Raw genomic sequence first — 15,386 nt, forward strand, 5'->3', positions numbered from 1 at the left:
CCGATTTCCGTGCGTTAAGGTCATCGTGCAGGGATGCGATGGTCGCCTGTTGTTGCAGTACCAGCGCCTGCAGCGCGGGCACATCAGTGGGCAGGGCATGATTTTTTCTTTTCATGCCGGGATGTTAAGGGAGGCTATCGGTTATTACAATATCGCCAGGTTAAACGAAGTGCGTTCCGGTTGTTTCCGATTTATTCCCTCAAGCAGCATCGACAACTGGGCTTGTGTCAGGAACACCTTGCCGTCCTGGGCCAGCGGCCAGACAAAACGGCCGCGCTCAAGGCGTTTTGCCAACAGGCACAGGCCGCCATCGGTTGACCACAGGACCTTTATCAGGTTGCCGCGTTTTCCCCGGAAAACGAAGACATGGCCGGATAACGGATTTTCCTGGAGGGCGGACACGACTTTGGCGGCGAGGCCCTGGAAGCCGTTTTGCATATCGGTGTGGCCGGCGACGAGCCAGATACGGGTGCCCGCCGGTAAGCCCATCATGATTGCGGGCCTTTGAGTTCATGGAGTAAGTGCGCATAACAGCACCGGTGTCAGATTGCCGGCCAGCCGTAACCGGGCACCGGTGAACTCAATGTCGCAAGTAACGGGTTCGGCAGAGGGTAAAAGGAGAACGTAAGGGTGATGGTTCGGCGGTGAGTGTAACCGCCAGTAGTTCAGCCTGCTGTGTAGTGGGGATTTTAGGTTGGATACCGAACTTGCACTGACGGTAGAGCTGGCGCCAGTTGAACAGCAAATTGTCATTGATACCGTTATCCCGTGCCAGCTTGGCAATGGATACGCCGGGCTGGAGCGCCTGCTCAACCAGCTTAATGTTAAAGTCCAGCGGGAAATTGGGACGACGTTTTGAGGGTTTTGGTGGGGTTTGTTTCATGAATTGCGCCCATTAAAAAAATAATGGACATCATCTTCAATAACTTGATGGGGAATTAACAGACGGCTCTGGGCGTACGCTTACCTTTTTCGGGTGCCAGCGGTCGTCCTCGCCCTTATGGTATTTATGTTTTACGGCCGCCCAGGCGACCTTATGGGCGGGCCTCCTCGCGCGACTCATGGCCGCGGCGCTCTGATGCATCTTTATATTGATCCCAGGCGCTGTTGAAGGCTTCGCGATAAATATCCTGCGCATGCTTGGGCAATACGCCGCCGGTGACGCTGTCCGGCAAGGATGAATTGGATTGATAGGGCATAGAGCCTCCTTTTAAGGTCCTTATCCTGTTTCAGTATAAGCCCTATGGCGTTTCTCGTCGGCAGAAGCGACGCACGCCGGCAACAGCCGCGGCGTTCAATGCTGTCCTCAGGTCGGTCAATATCATTTTCAACCGATTAATCCCTGCTTTCACTTCAATGCCGAATTTACTGCATTATCACAGCGCGATTTAGCCTATTTTCTGGCAATAAGAATAGAAAACCGGCGACCACAAAGGCAACAAAATACGAAAATACAGCGTTTAATCAATTATATATTCATAGCACACAAAAAAAATAGGCATTTATGCCACCCTAAGGGAATTAACGCGATTAAACGTCAATTTATGCAAATTACGCCGCACCGACAATCACTTTATGTTAAACTTATCGCTACCGTTAATGGTAATCGGTAAGCGCCCGTGGCGGAGTCGCGGGCAGGACATTCAGCGTTCAATTCAGGAGAGAGCGACAGCCATGACGTCCGCCACCCCAGCGGTTAAGACCCGCCATAAAGAATATAGCCTGATTTTTCCTCTGGCCGCGCTTGGCGTGCTCAGCCTTTGGGGGGCCGCTACCGCATTAGGCGCGCTTGTGGCGATCAATCTGCTGGCGTTGCTCGGCATTTTGGTTAGCGCCTTCAGCGTGGTGCGCCACGCCGACGTGCTGGCCCATCGGCTCGGCGAGCCTCTCGGGTCGCTGATTTTGACCCTGTCCGTCGTGATTCTCGAAGTCAGCCTCATCTCGGCGCTGATGGCGACCGGCAATGCTGCACCCGCGCTGATGCGTGACACGCTGTATTCGGTCATTATGATCGTCACCACCGGCCTGGTCGGCTTCTCCTTGCTGCTGGGCGGCAGTAAATTCGCCACCCAGTCGCTTAATCTGGCGGGCATCAAGCAGTATTTGATGGTGATTATGCCGCTGTCGGTCATCGTGCTGGTCTTCCCCTCATCGCTGCCGGGGGGTAATTTCACCGTCGCGCAAATGTTGATTGCCGGCGCCGTTTCCGCGGCCATGTACGGGGTATTTTTACTGATCCAAACGCGTACCCACCAGAAGTGGTTCATCTATGAGCATGAGGACGAGATGGCGACGATCCGCACGGCAAGCCCTCCGCGCACGGATCGCTCTGGCACGGCGCGTGGTTGATTATTCACCTTATTGCCGTGGTCGCGGTCACCAAAGTCAATGCGGAACCGTTCGATCATTTGCTGACCGCCATCGATGCGCCGAAGCAGCTGACCGGCTTCCTGGTGGCGCTGCTGATCCTCTATCCTGAAGGGCTTTGCGCCATCCGCGCCGTGCTCGCCAATCAGGTTCAGCGGGCGATGAACCTGTTTTTTGGTTCAATTCTGGCGACCATCTCGCTGACGGTGCCGACCGTGACGCTCATCGCCATTTTCACCGGCAATCAGCTGACGTTCGGTCTGTCGCTGCCGCAAACCGTGGTCATGTTAACCGCGCTGGTCGTTTGCCAGGTTTCCCTCTCTACCGGCCGCACCGATGTGTTGAACGGCGCGGCCCATCTGGCGCTGTTTGTCGCCTATCTGATGACCATTATGCTGTAGCGGGCCTTTTACCCCGCCGCCGCAACGCGGCGGTGGTTCACTTTTTTCCCCCGGCCTTGATTTGGCGCTGGTTTTTTTCCTGCCGCTCGGCGTATGGTAGGAGTTCTTTCTGACGGCCGGTCGCCGTTGTTCCTCATTTGGTTTACTGAGTTAATGAAGACGCATTATTTCTCCGGCATACGCCTTTTCAGCGCGCTCATCGACGCATGCTGGAAGGAACGCTATACCCCCCAACGCCTGCTCAAAGATACTGTCGCCGGCATCACCGTCGGTATTATCGCCATTCTGCTGGCGATGGCCCTGGTGATTGCCAGCGGGGTGGCACCGCAATACGGGCTATATACCTCCGCCGTCGCGGGCATTGCTATCGCCCTGTGCGGTGCGCGTTTCAACGTATCGGGCCCGACGGCCGCTTTCGTGGTGATCCTCTATCCGGTTTCACAACAATTCGGCCTGGCGGGGCTGCTCTCCGCCCTGCCCACCTTTACCGTCGCCGATACCTTAGTGGGGATTGTGACGCTGGGCGTGCTGATTTACTGGCCAAGGCTGGGGATTCGCCTGCCGGCGCTACTGGCCGGCGTAACGGTCATGGGCGTGCTATGGGGGTTTGGTATACCGGCGGCCACCATCGTAGTCGTTTTAGCTATTTGCTCGCGGACGGCACCCACGGCCAGGGGATCCATGCCATCCTGCCCCACTGGCTGCTGCCCTGGCAACTGCCGGGCGCCGACGGCGTGCCGGTTGCGTTGACCTCGCAGACCGTTTCAGCCTTGCTGCCGGCGGCATTTTCCATGGCGATGCGGGGCGCTATCGAATCGCTGCTGTGCGCCGTGGTGCTGGACGGCATGACCGGTAAAAAGCATCAATCCGACAATGAACTTATCGGTCAAGGCATCGGCAATGTGCTGGCGCCGTTTTTCGGCGGCATTACCGCCACCGCGGCCATCGCGCGCTCCGCCGCCAATGTGCGCGCGGGCGCCACCTCCCCCGTCTCGGCGCTGGTGCATGCCCTGCTGCTGGCGCCGGCGCTCTCCTGGCTGTCGCTGTCCGCCATGGCGGACCTGCTACTGCTGGTCGCCTGGAACATGAGCGAAGCCCATAAGGTCATCTATCTGCTGCGTCGGGCGCCAAAAGACGACATTATCGTCATGCTGCTCTGCATGTCGCTCACCATCTTGTTCGATATGGTCATTGCCATTACCGTTGGGATCGTGCTGGCGTCGCTGCTGTTCATGCGCCGCATGACCCGTTTGACCGAGCTGCCGTGCAGCCGTGCAGCCTGCCGTCGACGCGGGTGGTACGCATCAACGGCCCGCTGTTCTTCGCCGCCGCAGAACGTATTTTTGCTGAGCTCAGCGCGCTGACCCCTGATGATAAATACCTCATTTTGCAATGGGATGCCGGACCGGTGCTGGATGCCGGCGGGCTACAGGCCTTTGTGCAGTTTTGCAACAAACTGCCCGCGGGCCAGCATGTGCTGGTGACCGATATACCTTTCCAGCCACTGAAAACGTTGGCGCGGGCCAATGTCCTGCCGATTGCCGGTCGGCTGTCATTTTGCAGTACCCTACCGCAGGCGCTGGAATACCTTTCCGCGCCCCCTGCCGCCAACGCGGTAGCGGTAGGCCAGAGCCACTAGCGCCGGCAGGGCAACCGCCCTCCGGCGCGTACTGGCGGCATTAGTGGCCCGTGTCGAGTTCTGGAAAGGATTTGACCAGTTCATCAATCGCCTTCATCTGGTGCAGGAACGGCTCCAGCTTGGCCAGCGGTAAGGCCGAGGGGCCATCACATTTCGCATTCGCCGGGTCCGGATGCGCTTCAATAAACAGACCGGCGAGGCCGACCGCCATACCGGCGTGGGCAAGTTCGCTCACCTGCGCGCGACGTCCACCGGAGGCCGCGCCGAACGGATCGCGGGTCTGCAGCGCGTGGGTAACGTCGAAAATCACCGGGCAACCGCCAGAGACCTGTTTCATCACGTTAAAGCCCAGCATGTCCACCACCAGGTTGTCATAGCCGAAATTGCTGCCGCGATCACATAAGATCACCTGGTGGTTACCGGCTTCCCGAAACTTGTCGACGATATTACCGACCTGTCCGGGGCTGATAAACTGCGGTTTTTTTACGTTGATCACCGCGCCGGTACGGGCCATGGCCTCCACCAGATCGGTCTGGCGCGCCAAAAACGCCGGTAGCTGGATAACATCGACCACTTCCGCTACGCTTTGCGCCTGGCCGGCTTCGTGCACATCGGTGATTACCTTCACGACAAACTGCGCTTTCAGCTCGGCGAAGATCTTCATGCCCTCTTCCAGGCCCGGTCCCCGATAGGAATGAATGGAGGATCGGTTGGCTTTATCAAATGACGCCTTAAACACGTAGGGAATGCCCAGTTTTTCCGTCACGGTGACGTAGTGTTCGCAGATGCGCATCGCCAGATCGCGCGACTCCAGCACGTTCATGCCGCCGAACAGCACGAAGGGCAGATCATTCGCTACCTGAATGTCGCCAATATTGACCACCAACTGTTTCATGCTTCACCTTTTTAATTGAAACTAACCGGCAACCGGCGGCAACGACCGCCGCCGGTCAATGTAGGGTAACCGATTTTTGCTCGATGGAGTGGATTTGGACCTTAATCATCTCGCTGACCGGGTCTTCCGGGCATTGCTCGACGAAGTAATTTAAATCGTTGAGCGCCACATGGTCACACTCCAGCTCGGCATAGATCAGGCCGCGGTCGCGGATTTCGTAGGGATCCGCCGGGTCAAACTCCAGCATAGCCTCGCTGGCGCGTAGCGCCAGCTCCATTTGTTTTTCGTCCATCAGCGCACCTTTCAGGGTATCCAGCAATTTGCGCACCACGGTATTATTATCCGCCTCTTCCAGATCTTCTTCAGCAAACTGCACCCCTTTACCCAGATTCCCGCGCAGCCAGATATCGAGCGTATGCGCGTCAAGCGGGTCGCCATTAATGGGATTTATCAGTCACATTTCACCGTCGAGCCAGTCGGCGCGCAGGATCATCTGGGTGGGAAAAATCACCGGCAATAAAGGAATCTCCAGCGCCTGGGCGATATGCAGCAGGATAATCCCCAGCGGAGCGGGCAAGCCCTGGCGGCGGGCCAGGACGTTATCCAGCCACAATGCGTCGGACAAACGGTAAACGCCGCCGCCGAAGCCCCAAGTGCGGTAAAACAGCTCGAGAAGCTGGGCCAATTGGTCATCCTGCGCCAGGTCGGCGGGAATATGACACCGCGCTTCCTCCGTCAGGCTTTGCAGTTGGGCGCGAACGTTATCAATGGCAAAATCGGGCCGAATGGCCTGGGTAACGCGCAGCATACCCTCGCTTAAGGGATGCTGATTATATTCAAAATCGGCAATTGTACTCATATTGGTCCTGTTAACAGGGTGAGCCTGGTAAGCGCCGACAAGGCAGCATATGTAAAGAACAACAGGCACCCGGAGGCAGACGGCTGCAAACGACGCCCGGACGGGCGGAACACGGGGTAAACTGCTGGCGGGTGTGACCCACCCTGGTCATCGGTCATCCCGTTGTCGCTCATGCAGCACGCATGTCCATTCCCTTTTTAAAATCACTTTTCCTCTGGCAATCGCTGTCCCTGGCTCACGCGCTCATTGTCGCCGTAATCGCGCAGGGTGGCCGTCTGGCCAAAGCCTGCATCGGCGAGCAGGGTGCGCACGGCCGCCCCCTGACGCCAGCCGTGCTCCAGCAGCAGCCAGCCGCCGGGCAGCAAATGCCGCCCCGCCCCGCGGCAAATCGCCGCCAAATCCTTGAGGCCGTCCACCCCCGCCACCAGAGCGCTGCGCGGTTCGAAGCGTACGTCGCCCTGGGCAAGATGGGGATCGTCCGCCTCAATATAGGGTGGATTACTCACAATAAGACTATAGCGTTGCGCCTGCAATGCTTTAAACCAGTCACTTTCATGGAACTGCACATGATTCAGTCCCAGACGGGCGGCGTTATCACGGGCGATCGCCACGGCGCCCGGCGAGCGATCGACGCCGGTTATCCGCCACACAGGCCGCTCCGATGCCAGCGCCAGCGCGATGGCGCCGCTGCCGGTGCCCAAATCCAGCACCTCGGCGCGGCCGGGCGGCAACAGCGCCAACGCGCGCTGGACCAAACATTCCGTGTCGGGGCGTGGAATCAAGGTATCGGGCGAAACGCGCAGCCGCAGGGACCAAAATTCGCGTTCACCGATAAGATAGGCCACGGGCTCGCCCCGTTCGCGGCGCGCGAGAAGCGTCTCAAGCGTAGCGCGCTGTGCGTCCGTCAGCGGGGTTTCGCCGAAGGCCAGCAGCCGAGTGCGCGTCGCTCCGGTCACCTGCGCCAGCAGGATTTCGGCATCGCGCTTGGCGCTGGGGCTCAACGATACGCGCAGCCGGGCGGCGGCCTGCGTCAGCCATTGCTGCCAGGTCATTAGGGTGTCTCGGACAACGCGGCGAGCTGATCGGCCTGATACTCCTGCATGATGGGTTGGATCAGCATATCGAGCTTGCCTTCGATCACTTCCTCCAGCCGGTACAGCGTCAAGCCGATACGGTGATCGGTCACCCGCCCCTGCGGGAAATTGTAGGTACGGATGCGATCGGAGCGATCGCCGCTGCCCAGCAGGTTCCGCCGCGTGGAGGACTCCTGCTGCTGCCGGCGCTGGACTTCGGCGGCGCGCAAACGCGCGCCCAGCACCGCCAGGGCTTTGGCTTTATTCTTGTGTTGGGAGCGTTCGTCCTGGCATTCCACCACCAGCCCGGTGGGCAGATGGGTAATACGGATAGCCGAGTCGGTGGTGTTGACGTGCTGACCGCCCGCGCCGGAGGAGCGGAAGGTATCGATACGCAGATCGCCGGCGTTGATTTCCGGCAGTTCCGCCTCCGGGATCTCCGGCATCACCGCCACGGTGCAGGCCGAGGTGTGGATGCGCCCCTGGGATTCCGTTTCCGGCACCCGCTGCACGCGATGGCCGCCGGATTCAAATTTCAGCATGCCGTAAGCGCCTTCATGGGACACCTTGGCGATGACCTCTTTGAAGCCGCCGTGCTCGCCGTCGCTGGCGCTAACGATCTCCACCTTCCAGCGGCGGGTCTCGGCGAAACGGCTGTACATACGAAACAGATCGCCCGCGAACAGCGCCGCCTCATCGCCGCCGGTGCCGGCACGCACTTCCAGGAAGCAGCCGCGTTCATCGTCGGGATCCTTCGGCAGCAGCAGCACCTGAAGCTGCTGCTCCAGCCGTTCCCGGCTGGTGCGCGAGGCCTGCAGCTCCTCTTGCGCCATATCGCGCATTTCCGGATCCTGCAGCAGGTGCTCCGCGGTGTGGATATCTTCTTGCACCTGGCGCCAGCGCTGAAAACAGTTTGTCACATCAGACAGCTGCGCGTACTCCTTCGACAGGGCGCGAAAACACGCCTGATCGGAAATGACGCCGGGATCGCCGAGCAGGACTTCCACTTCTTCACGGCGCTCTTGCAACGTCTCCAATTTGGCGACTATCGAGGGCTTCATGCGTGGTGTATTTACCTTATGTGTTTCAGTGCGTGTCCAGTCCGAGACCGTCGCGCAAAATGTGCAATCGCTCGACGTCGCCTTCGCGGGCGGCCTGCTGCAGCGATTTGGTCGGCGCGTGGATGAGACGGTTGGTCAGCTTGTGCGCCATCTCCTTCACCACCTGCTCCGGATCGGCACCGAGGCGCAACACCGCCAGCGCGCGGGCTTCAAACTCCGCCCGCAGGCTATCCGCCTGGGTGCGGTAATCGCGTATCGCCTCCACCGCCGACTGGCTGCGCAGCCAACCCATGAAATCCAGACTTTCCTGCGCGACGATGGTTTCCGCCAGTACCGCGGCATGCTTACGCTGCGCCAGATTCTTTTCAATGATGGCCTGCAGATCGTCCACCGTATACAGATAGGCGTCGGCCAGCTTCGCCACCTCCGGTTCAATATCGCGCGGTACAGCAATATCCACCAGCAACATGGGCTGATAACGGCGTTGTTTCAGCGCTCGCTCCACCATTCCTTTACCGATAATCGGCAGCGTGCTGGCGGTAGAGGTGATAATAATGTCGGCCTCACCCAATTGGCTATCAATTTCCGCCAGACTGATGACGTCAGCGCAGACTTCTTCCGCCAGCCGCTGCGCCCGATCACGGGTGCGGTTGACGATGAGCAACCGCTTCACTTTGTGCTCGCGCAGATGGCGCGCCACCAGTTCAATCGTTTCGCCGGCGCCCACCAGCATTACCGTCACCTCGGCCAGGGATTCAAATATCTGCCGCGCCATGGTGCAGGCGGCAAACGCCACCGAGACCGCGTGTGAGCCGATCTCGGTTTCGGTGCGCACCCGCTTGGCAACGGAGAACGATTTCTGAAACAATCGCTCCAAATCCACCGACAGGCCGTGCCCGTGGCGGGATTCGGCGAACGCCCTCTTAACCTGTCCCAGGATTTGCGGCTCGCCGAGCACCAGCGAGTCCAACCCGCTGGCGACGCGCATCAGATGGCTGACGGCTTCGTCGCCGAGGTACCAGTAAAGACTCTGGCGCACCTCGACGGCCTCGAGCTGGTGGTAGTCGCACAGCCAGCGCACCAGCGCTTCCTGCAGGTCGGCCTGTTGTTCAACGCTGAGATACAGCTCGGTACGGTTGCAAGTAGACAGCACGACACCGCCCTGCACCAGCGGTTGTGCAAGCAAGCTGCCCAGCGCCTGGTCGAGGGTATCGGGTGAGAACGCCACCCGTTCGCGCAAAGCGACCGGCGCTGTTTTATGATTGATACCGAGTGCGAGCAATGTCATGGATTCAGGTTACAGAGTAGTACAAGTGTTAGTATGGTTATCGTCTGCGCGCATTCTACTTGATGCACAGGTGCAAGAAAAGCCGCACCGCACTTTCCTCCCCTTATGGTGTATAACTTGTAAGGGTATAAAATCAAACTATTAAAGCCATTGACGCTAAACGAGGCCCTCCGTTAGCGTGAAAGAATGTCATTCATCCCGCGATATTTAAGGACGTTGAAGTCATGCCAGAGCGTAATTACGCCGTTTTCCGTTTGCTGCCGCTCGCCAGTCTGCTGCTGGCCGCCTGTAGTGTTCACACGCCTTCCGGCCCGGCCAAAAGCCAAACCTCGCCCGAATGGCGCAGCCACCAGCAGTCGGTCTCCACGCTCACCCGTTACCAGACGCGCGGCGCCTTCGCCTATCTTTCCCAGGAGCAAAAAGTTTACGCGCGCTTTAATTGGCAGCAAACCAGCGCCGATCGCTACCGCTTGATTCTGACCAATCCGCTCGGCAGCACGGAGATGGATCTCAATGTTCAGCCGGGCGTGGCGCAGCTCGTCAACAATCAAGGCAAACGCTACGTCAGCGACGACCCCGAGGTGATGGTCCAAAAGCTGGCCGGCATGTCTATCCCGCTCAACGACCTGCGCCAATGGATGCTCGGCCTGCCCGGCGATGCCACCGATTTCACCCTCGATGCCCGCGGCTATCTGCACCAGGTGAATTATAGCCACAACGGGCAGCGCTGGACCGTGACCTACCAGGGCTATCACGACGATACCGTGCCGACGCTGCCGTCGAATCTGGAATTACGCCAGGGCGACAACCGCATCAAATTGAAAATGGATAGCTGGAGCCTGTAATGACACGCCAGTGGCCGGCACCGGCCAAGCTTAATCTGTTTTTGTATATTACCGGCAGCCGCGCCGACGGCTACCATCTGCTGCAAACGCTGTTTCAGTTTCTCGATTATGGCGACACGCTCAGCATTACCCCGACCGTCGGCGGCCGCATCCGCCTGCTGAACCCGATCGCGGGCGTGGCGGAGCAAGACAATCTTATCATGCACGCCGCGCGGCTGTTGCAGCGCCACTGCTGGGCAGCGGATGACCCCGCGGTGCCGGGGGCGGATATCCGGCTTAAGAAAGTGCTTCCGATGGGCGGGGGGCTCGGCGGCGGGTCTTCCGACGCCGCCACCGTGCTGGTGGTGCTCAACGCCCAGTGGGGCTGCGGCTTGACTCTGGCCACCCTGGCGCGGCTGGGGCTGACGCTCGGCGCCGATGTGCCGGTGTTCGTGCGCGGCGAGGCGGCGTTCGCCGAAGGCATCGGCGAGCGGCTCACGCCGGCCGCCCCGGCGGAAAAATGGTATCTGGTGGCGGTGCCGCTGGTCAGTATTGCCACACCGCGCATTTTCGGCGATCCTGAGCTGCGAAGAGACGCGCCGCCGCGCTCGCTCGCCGAACTTATGGCCGTCCCTTTTCAGAATGATTGTGAACCGATCGCAAGAAAACATTTTTCCGCGGTTGAACAGCATCTTTCATGGCTGTTAGAATACGCGCCGTCGCGACTGACTGGCACAGGCGCTTGTGTATTTGCCGAATTCGATACCGAGGCCGCCGCCCTTCAGGTTTTATCGCAGGCCCCGGCATGGATGCGTGGTTTTGTAGCCCGAGGCGTAAACGTTTCCCCGCTGCACCGCGCGTTGTCAGGGGCGCAATGAGCCGCCCGACGGCGGTCTGATGTATTACCCGTATGGCATTGTCCCGCATGGCGGCGCCGCCTTCCCCGGCGTCAGGCTGGCGCAATACCTTCTCTGGACGCAAGCCTGAGGTTCTTCTCGTGCCCGATATGAAGCTTTTTGCTGGAAACGCCACCCCGGAACTGGCGCAACGTATTGCCAACCGTTTATATACCAGTCTTGGCAATGCCGCCGTTGGCCGTTTCAGCGACGGCGAAGTCAGTGTGCAAATCAATGAAAACGTCCGCGGTGGCGATATTTTCATCATCCAGTCCACCTGTGCGCCCACCAATGACAACCTGATGGAACTGGTGGTCATGGTGGATGCGCTGCGCCGGGCTTCCGCCGGCCGTATCACCGCCGTCATCCCCTACTTCGGCTATGCGCGTCAAGATCGCCGCGTCCGTTCCGCCCGCGTGCCGATCACCGCCAAAGTGGTCGCCGATTTTCTCTCAAGCGTCGGCGTTGACCGCGTGCTGACGGTCGATCTGCACGCGGAGCAGATTCAGGGCTTCTTCGACGTGCCGGTGGATAACGTGTTCGGCAGCCCGATTCTGCTGGAGGATATGCTGCAGCAAGATTTGGAAAATCCGATCGTCGTTTCGCCCGATATCGGCGGCGTGGTGCGCGCACGCGCGATAGCCAAGCTGCTCAACGACACCGACATGGCGATTATCGATAAGCGCCGGCCGCGCGCCAACGTTTCGCAGGTCATGCATATCATCGGCGACGTGGCGGGTCGCGACTGCGTGCTGGTGGACGATATGATCGATACCGGCGGTACCCTGTGCAAAGCCGCCGAAGCGTTGAAGGAGCGCGGCGCCAAGCGGGTTTTCGCCTATGCCACGCACCCGATCTTCTCGGGCAACGCCTTTGACAATATTAAGAATTCGGTGATCGATGAAGTGATTGTTTGCGATACCATCCCGCTGGATCCGGCCATCAAGGCGCTGCCCAATGTGCGCACGTTAACGCTGTCAGGCATGCTGGCGGAAGCGATCCGCCGCATCAGCAACGAAGAATCCATCTCGGCGATGTTCGAGCATTGATTAGCCTGCCGCGCTGCCCGCTCCGGGGCGCGCGGCGGCGGCGTCGTCATCGCGGCTAGCTGAGCCATTGCGGTTCACTGAGCCGTCGCGGTTAGCTGAACTATTCAGTTTGCTGAACTATTGCGGTTCGCTGCGCCGCTGCGTTTCGTTGTACAGCACAGACTGTTTATCTCCCGACGCAAGATTCGCCTAAGCTTGACCCATTGCCACCCATTGCCCGAACGTAGCACAGGTAGGCAAAATCTGGCGTGGCGGGCCGCAAAGAGGCCACCCGCCCGTTCAGGCAAGAAAGCGCGTTACGGTCGTCGTGCCGCGGCGTCAGGTCAGTCCGCCATCCCCCGGCACTACGGGTTAATGGTAGCGGGCGTTCTGGTTTTTTCGGCAGCGCGCATCAAAGCGGCGGTGCCACCAGTACCTGTCTGATATTTCCTCGTGACCGCCCATGGCGCGCCCGCGAGCCATAACAGCGCGCCGACAAAGATGCCCATAATGCCGCCGCTGGCCATCAGAGATTGGGCATGTGGATTTGGGGCAGTTGATTGAGCACCGATACGGCGATACTGGCAACCATCAGTATCATCCCAGCGCCCATGAGGCTATTGCCGACCAGCATTGCTGATTTACGTCTCATGTTACACCTCCTGATTGTCCGTACAGACGCCCTGCTCGGCGTCATTCCTTTCGCTAACTATTCCTTTCACTGATTAAAGTATAGCCAGAGTTGATCCCTCACCTTGTGGTGACGATCACAGACTATTCAATAAATCACACAAATCGGCGCGATCCGCGACGTCGCCGGCCTGCCGTTGATTTGAAAAGCCTTGCCCCGGCGGAGTAAACTAGCGCGCAAACCGCGAGATGAGAGCAAGACGTGACGATCAAATTAATTGTAGGCTTGGCCAATCCCGGCGCCGAATACGCCGCAACCCACCACAATGCCGGCGCCTGGTATGTCGAGTTACTGGCAGAGCGCTACCGGCAAACGTTAAAAGACAAAAGCAAATTTTACGGCTACACTGGCCGTCTGACCCTCGGTGGCAACGATGTCCGCCTGCTGGTCCCCACGACCTTTATGAATCTCAGCGGGAAAGCGGTGGCGGCGATGGCCACCTTTTACCGCATCGCCCCCGAGGAAATCCTGGTGGCGCACGACGAACTGGATCTGTTACCCGGCAGCGCCCGGCTGAAGCTGGGCGGCGGTCATGGCGGCCACAATGGCCTGAAAGACATTATTAGCCGCCTGGGCAACAATCCCCTGTTCCACCGCCTGCGCATCGGTATTGGCCATCCCGGCGACAAAAACAAAGTCGTGGACTTTGTGCTCGGCAAACCGCCCGCGGCGGAATTACAGCTGATCGATGGCGCTATCGATGAAGCGGTGCGCTGTACGGAGATCCTGATCACCCAGGATGCCGCGAAAGCCATGAACCGCCTGCATGCCTACCGGCCCGGTTAAACGCCAGGCGTCGAGTAATGAGCGGATTCTGTGTATAATGAATGTTTAGAGTGATCTTATGCCGGCATTGGCATTTAACCGGCTGATAATAGAGCTATTTAAGGTGAAATAACCATGGGTTTCAAATGCGGTATTGTCGGGTTGCCTAACGTGGGCAAATCCACCCTGTTTAATGCGCTGACCAAGGCGGGCATCGAAGCGGCGAACTTCCCGTTTTGTACTATCGAGCCCAATACCGGTGTGGTGCCGATGCCCGATCCGCGCATGGATCAGCTGGCGGAAATCGTCAAACCGCAGCGTATCGTGCCGACCACCATGGAGTTTGTCGATATCGCCGGTCTGGTGAAAGGCGCGTCCAAAGGGGAAGGACTGGGCAACCAGTTTCTGCCCAATATCCGTGAAACCGAAGCTATCGGCCATGTCGTGCGCTGCTTTGAAAACGACAATATCATTCATGTGGCGGGAAAAGTTGATCCGGCGGAAGACATCGACGTCATTAACACCGAGCTTGCCCTGTCCGATTTGGAAGCGTGTGAACGCGCCATTCACCGGGTGCAAAAACGCGCCAAGGGTGGCGACAAGGACGCCAAGCTTGAGCTGTCGGCGCTGGAAAAGTGTCTTCCCCACCTGAGCAATGCCTGCATGCTGCGCACGCTGGATCTGTCGAGCGATGAGAAAAGCGCTATTCGCTATCTCAGCTTTCTGACGCTCAAACCGGCGATGTACATTGCCAACGTGAATGAAGACGGTTTTGACAATAATCCTTACTTGGATAAGGTGCGCGCGATCGCCGCGGCCGAGGGGTCGGTTGTGGTCGCGGTCTGCGCCGCGGTGGAATCGGATATCGCCGAACTCGACGAAGAAGAGCGCGATGAATTTATGGCGGAACTGGGTCTTGATGAGCCAGGCTTGAACCGCGTCATTCGCGCCGGCTATGAGTTATTGAATCTGCAAACTTATTTCACCGCCGGGGTAAAAGAAGTACACGCCTGGACCATCCCGGTAGGCGCCACCGCGCCGCAGGCGGCCGGCAAAATTCACACCGATTTCGAGAAGGGCTTTATTCGTGCCCAGACTATTTCCTTTGCCGATTTCATTACCTATAAAGGGGAGCAAGGCGCCAAAGAGGCCGGCAAAATGCGCTCCGAAGGGAAAGAGTATGTGGTTAAAGACTGCGACGTGATGAATTTCCTGTTTAACGTTTAACCGGCTTAAGCGGTCTCGGCCCAGGTTCAGCGATGCACACGAAGCCCGACGACTATCATGAAATACACGCGTTGGTGTGGATTTTTCTGTTTCTGACGCAGCTGACATCTGCGGTTATCTCATTAAAGCGCCGTCATAATACAATGTTGGGAATAGCATTTCTTTTTGCCACCGCAAGTCTCCAACCTCAACCGTATTCACAAGACCATTATTGATGTTCCCGGGCGGTCGAAACGTAAGCGTACGCCCAGCGCCGTATTGACAGTTATTCAGCAGGGATGGTGAGGTTCCACGGCAGGAGCTCTTTGATTTTGTTGATGGGATGATCCGCGATAATCGCCAGCACATGGCGCAGATACGCTTCCGGCTCCA

Annotated in this window: 13 protein-coding genes and 5 pseudogenes; 7 read left to right on the forward strand and 11 right to left on the reverse strand. The window is 58.6% G+C overall.

Annotation, left to right across the window (positions count from 1 at the left end; genetic code table 11):
* Nucleotides 1–144: 144 nt before the first annotated feature.
* From tnpB to chaB, 3 genes and pseudogenes are all read right to left on the reverse strand, one after another.
* A complete protein-coding gene (gene tnpB / locus ACMX3H_RS08700; protein WP_415210529.1) occupies nt 145–492 on the reverse strand; it encodes an IS66 family insertion sequence element accessory protein TnpB in 348 nt (115 codons plus the stop codon).
* A gap of 88 nt (nt 493–580) precedes the next feature.
* Nucleotides 581–883 (reverse strand): transposase, encoded by a 303-nt coding sequence (locus ACMX3H_RS08705; RefSeq protein WP_415210530.1) that lies wholly within the window; start codon nt 881–883, stop codon nt 581–583.
* Nucleotides 884–919: 36 nt separating this feature from the next.
* Nucleotides 920–1,199: pseudogene (gene chaB / locus ACMX3H_RS08710) on the reverse strand (putative cation transport regulator ChaB).
* Between the two features lie 475 nt (nt 1,200–1,674).
* Here chaB and chaA point away from each other — a divergent pair.
* A pseudogene (gene chaA, locus ACMX3H_RS08715) lies at nt 1,675–2,768 on the forward strand (sodium-potassium/proton antiporter ChaA).
* 153 nt (nt 2,769–2,921) lie between these two features.
* Nucleotides 2,922–4,407 (forward strand): annotated as a pseudogene (locus tag ACMX3H_RS08720) (SulP family inorganic anion transporter).
* A gap of 40 nt (nt 4,408–4,447) precedes the next feature.
* On the opposite strand, the gene kdsA reads toward ACMX3H_RS08720, so the two are convergent.
* The 5 genes and pseudogenes from kdsA to hemA all read right to left on the reverse strand — a co-directional run bounded on the left by kdsA (nt 4,448) and on the right by hemA (nt 9,583).
* The gene (kdsA, locus tag ACMX3H_RS08725; RefSeq protein ID WP_415210531.1) at nt 4,448–5,302 is read right to left on the reverse strand and encodes a 3-deoxy-8-phosphooctulonate synthase; all 855 of its coding nucleotides are present in this window, start codon (nt 5,300–5,302) and stop codon (nt 4,448–4,450) included.
* A gap of 55 nt (nt 5,303–5,357) precedes the next feature.
* Nucleotides 5,358–6,161 (reverse strand): annotated as a pseudogene (gene sirB1, locus ACMX3H_RS08730) (invasion regulator SirB1).
* A 203-nt stretch (nt 6,162–6,364) separates the two neighbouring features.
* Nucleotides 6,365–7,213 carry a peptide chain release factor N(5)-glutamine methyltransferase gene (gene prmC, locus ACMX3H_RS08735; protein WP_415210532.1) on the reverse strand — a complete coding sequence of 283 codons (849 nt, stop codon included), beginning with the start codon at nt 7,211–7,213 and terminating at the stop codon, nt 6,365–6,367.
* Entirely contained in the window at nt 7,213–8,295 is a 1,083-nt protein-coding gene (prfA, locus tag ACMX3H_RS08740) for a peptide chain release factor 1 (RefSeq protein WP_415210533.1), read from the reverse strand. The genes prmC and prfA overlap by 1 nt, the downstream gene beginning before the upstream one ends.
* 25 nt (nt 8,296–8,320) lie before the next feature.
* A complete protein-coding gene (gene hemA, locus ACMX3H_RS08745; protein WP_415210534.1) occupies nt 8,321–9,583 on the reverse strand; it encodes a glutamyl-tRNA reductase in 1,263 nt (420 codons plus the stop codon).
* A gap of 224 nt (nt 9,584–9,807) precedes the next feature.
* Between hemA and lolB the strand changes: the two genes are divergently transcribed.
* From lolB to prs, 3 genes are all read left to right on the forward strand, one after another.
* The gene (gene lolB, locus ACMX3H_RS08750) at nt 9,808–10,428 is read left to right on the forward strand and encodes a lipoprotein insertase outer membrane protein LolB (protein WP_415210535.1); all 621 of its coding nucleotides are present in this window, start codon (nt 9,808–9,810) and stop codon (nt 10,426–10,428) included.
* Nucleotides 10,428–11,285, forward strand: a complete 858-nt coding sequence (gene ispE / locus ACMX3H_RS08755; RefSeq protein ID WP_415210536.1) for a 4-(cytidine 5'-diphospho)-2-C-methyl-D-erythritol kinase — start codon at nt 10,428–10,430, stop codon at nt 11,283–11,285. The genes lolB and ispE overlap by 1 nt, the downstream gene beginning before the upstream one ends.
* A 119-nt stretch (nt 11,286–11,404) precedes the next feature.
* On the forward strand, nt 11,405–12,352 hold the full coding sequence (gene prs / locus ACMX3H_RS08760) for a ribose-phosphate diphosphokinase (RefSeq protein WP_148296354.1): 948 nt from the start codon (nt 11,405–11,407) through the stop codon (nt 12,350–12,352).
* Between the two features lie 351 nt (nt 12,353–12,703).
* On the opposite strand, the pseudogene ACMX3H_RS08765 reads toward prs, so the two are convergent.
* Together ACMX3H_RS08765 and ACMX3H_RS08770 are read right to left on the reverse strand one after the other, a co-directional pair.
* Nucleotides 12,704–12,858, reverse strand: a pseudogene (locus tag ACMX3H_RS08765) (DUF2583 family protein).
* Complete coding sequence (locus ACMX3H_RS08770) at nt 12,858–12,983, reverse strand: DUF2583 family protein (protein ID WP_415210537.1); 126 nt, start codon at nt 12,981–12,983, stop codon at nt 12,858–12,860. Before ACMX3H_RS08770 ends, ACMX3H_RS08765 begins: the two are co-directional and overlap by 1 nt.
* 240 nt (nt 12,984–13,223) lie before the next feature.
* Between ACMX3H_RS08770 and pth the strand changes: the two genes are divergently transcribed.
* Together pth and ychF are read left to right on the forward strand one after the other, a co-directional pair.
* Nucleotides 13,224–13,808: an aminoacyl-tRNA hydrolase gene (gene pth, locus ACMX3H_RS08775; RefSeq protein WP_415210538.1), complete on the forward strand. Its 585-nt coding sequence runs from the start codon at nt 13,224–13,226 to the stop codon at nt 13,806–13,808.
* A gap of 114 nt (nt 13,809–13,922) precedes the next feature.
* Nucleotides 13,923–15,014, forward strand: coding sequence for a redox-regulated ATPase YchF (ychF, locus tag ACMX3H_RS08780; RefSeq protein ID WP_415210539.1), 1,092 nt, complete (start codon nt 13,923–13,925; stop codon nt 15,012–15,014).
* A 265-nt stretch (nt 15,015–15,279) separates the two neighbouring features.
* Here ychF and ACMX3H_RS08785 read toward each other — a convergent pair.
* Nucleotides 15,280–15,386 (reverse strand): transposase domain-containing protein (locus ACMX3H_RS08785; protein WP_415210122.1); only part of this gene is annotated, 107 nt, incomplete at its 5' end.

It is taken from the genome of Sodalis sp. (in: enterobacteria), from assembly GCF_047607725.1.
GTDB lineage: Bacteria > Pseudomonadota > Gammaproteobacteria > Enterobacterales > Enterobacteriaceae > JBLKSS01.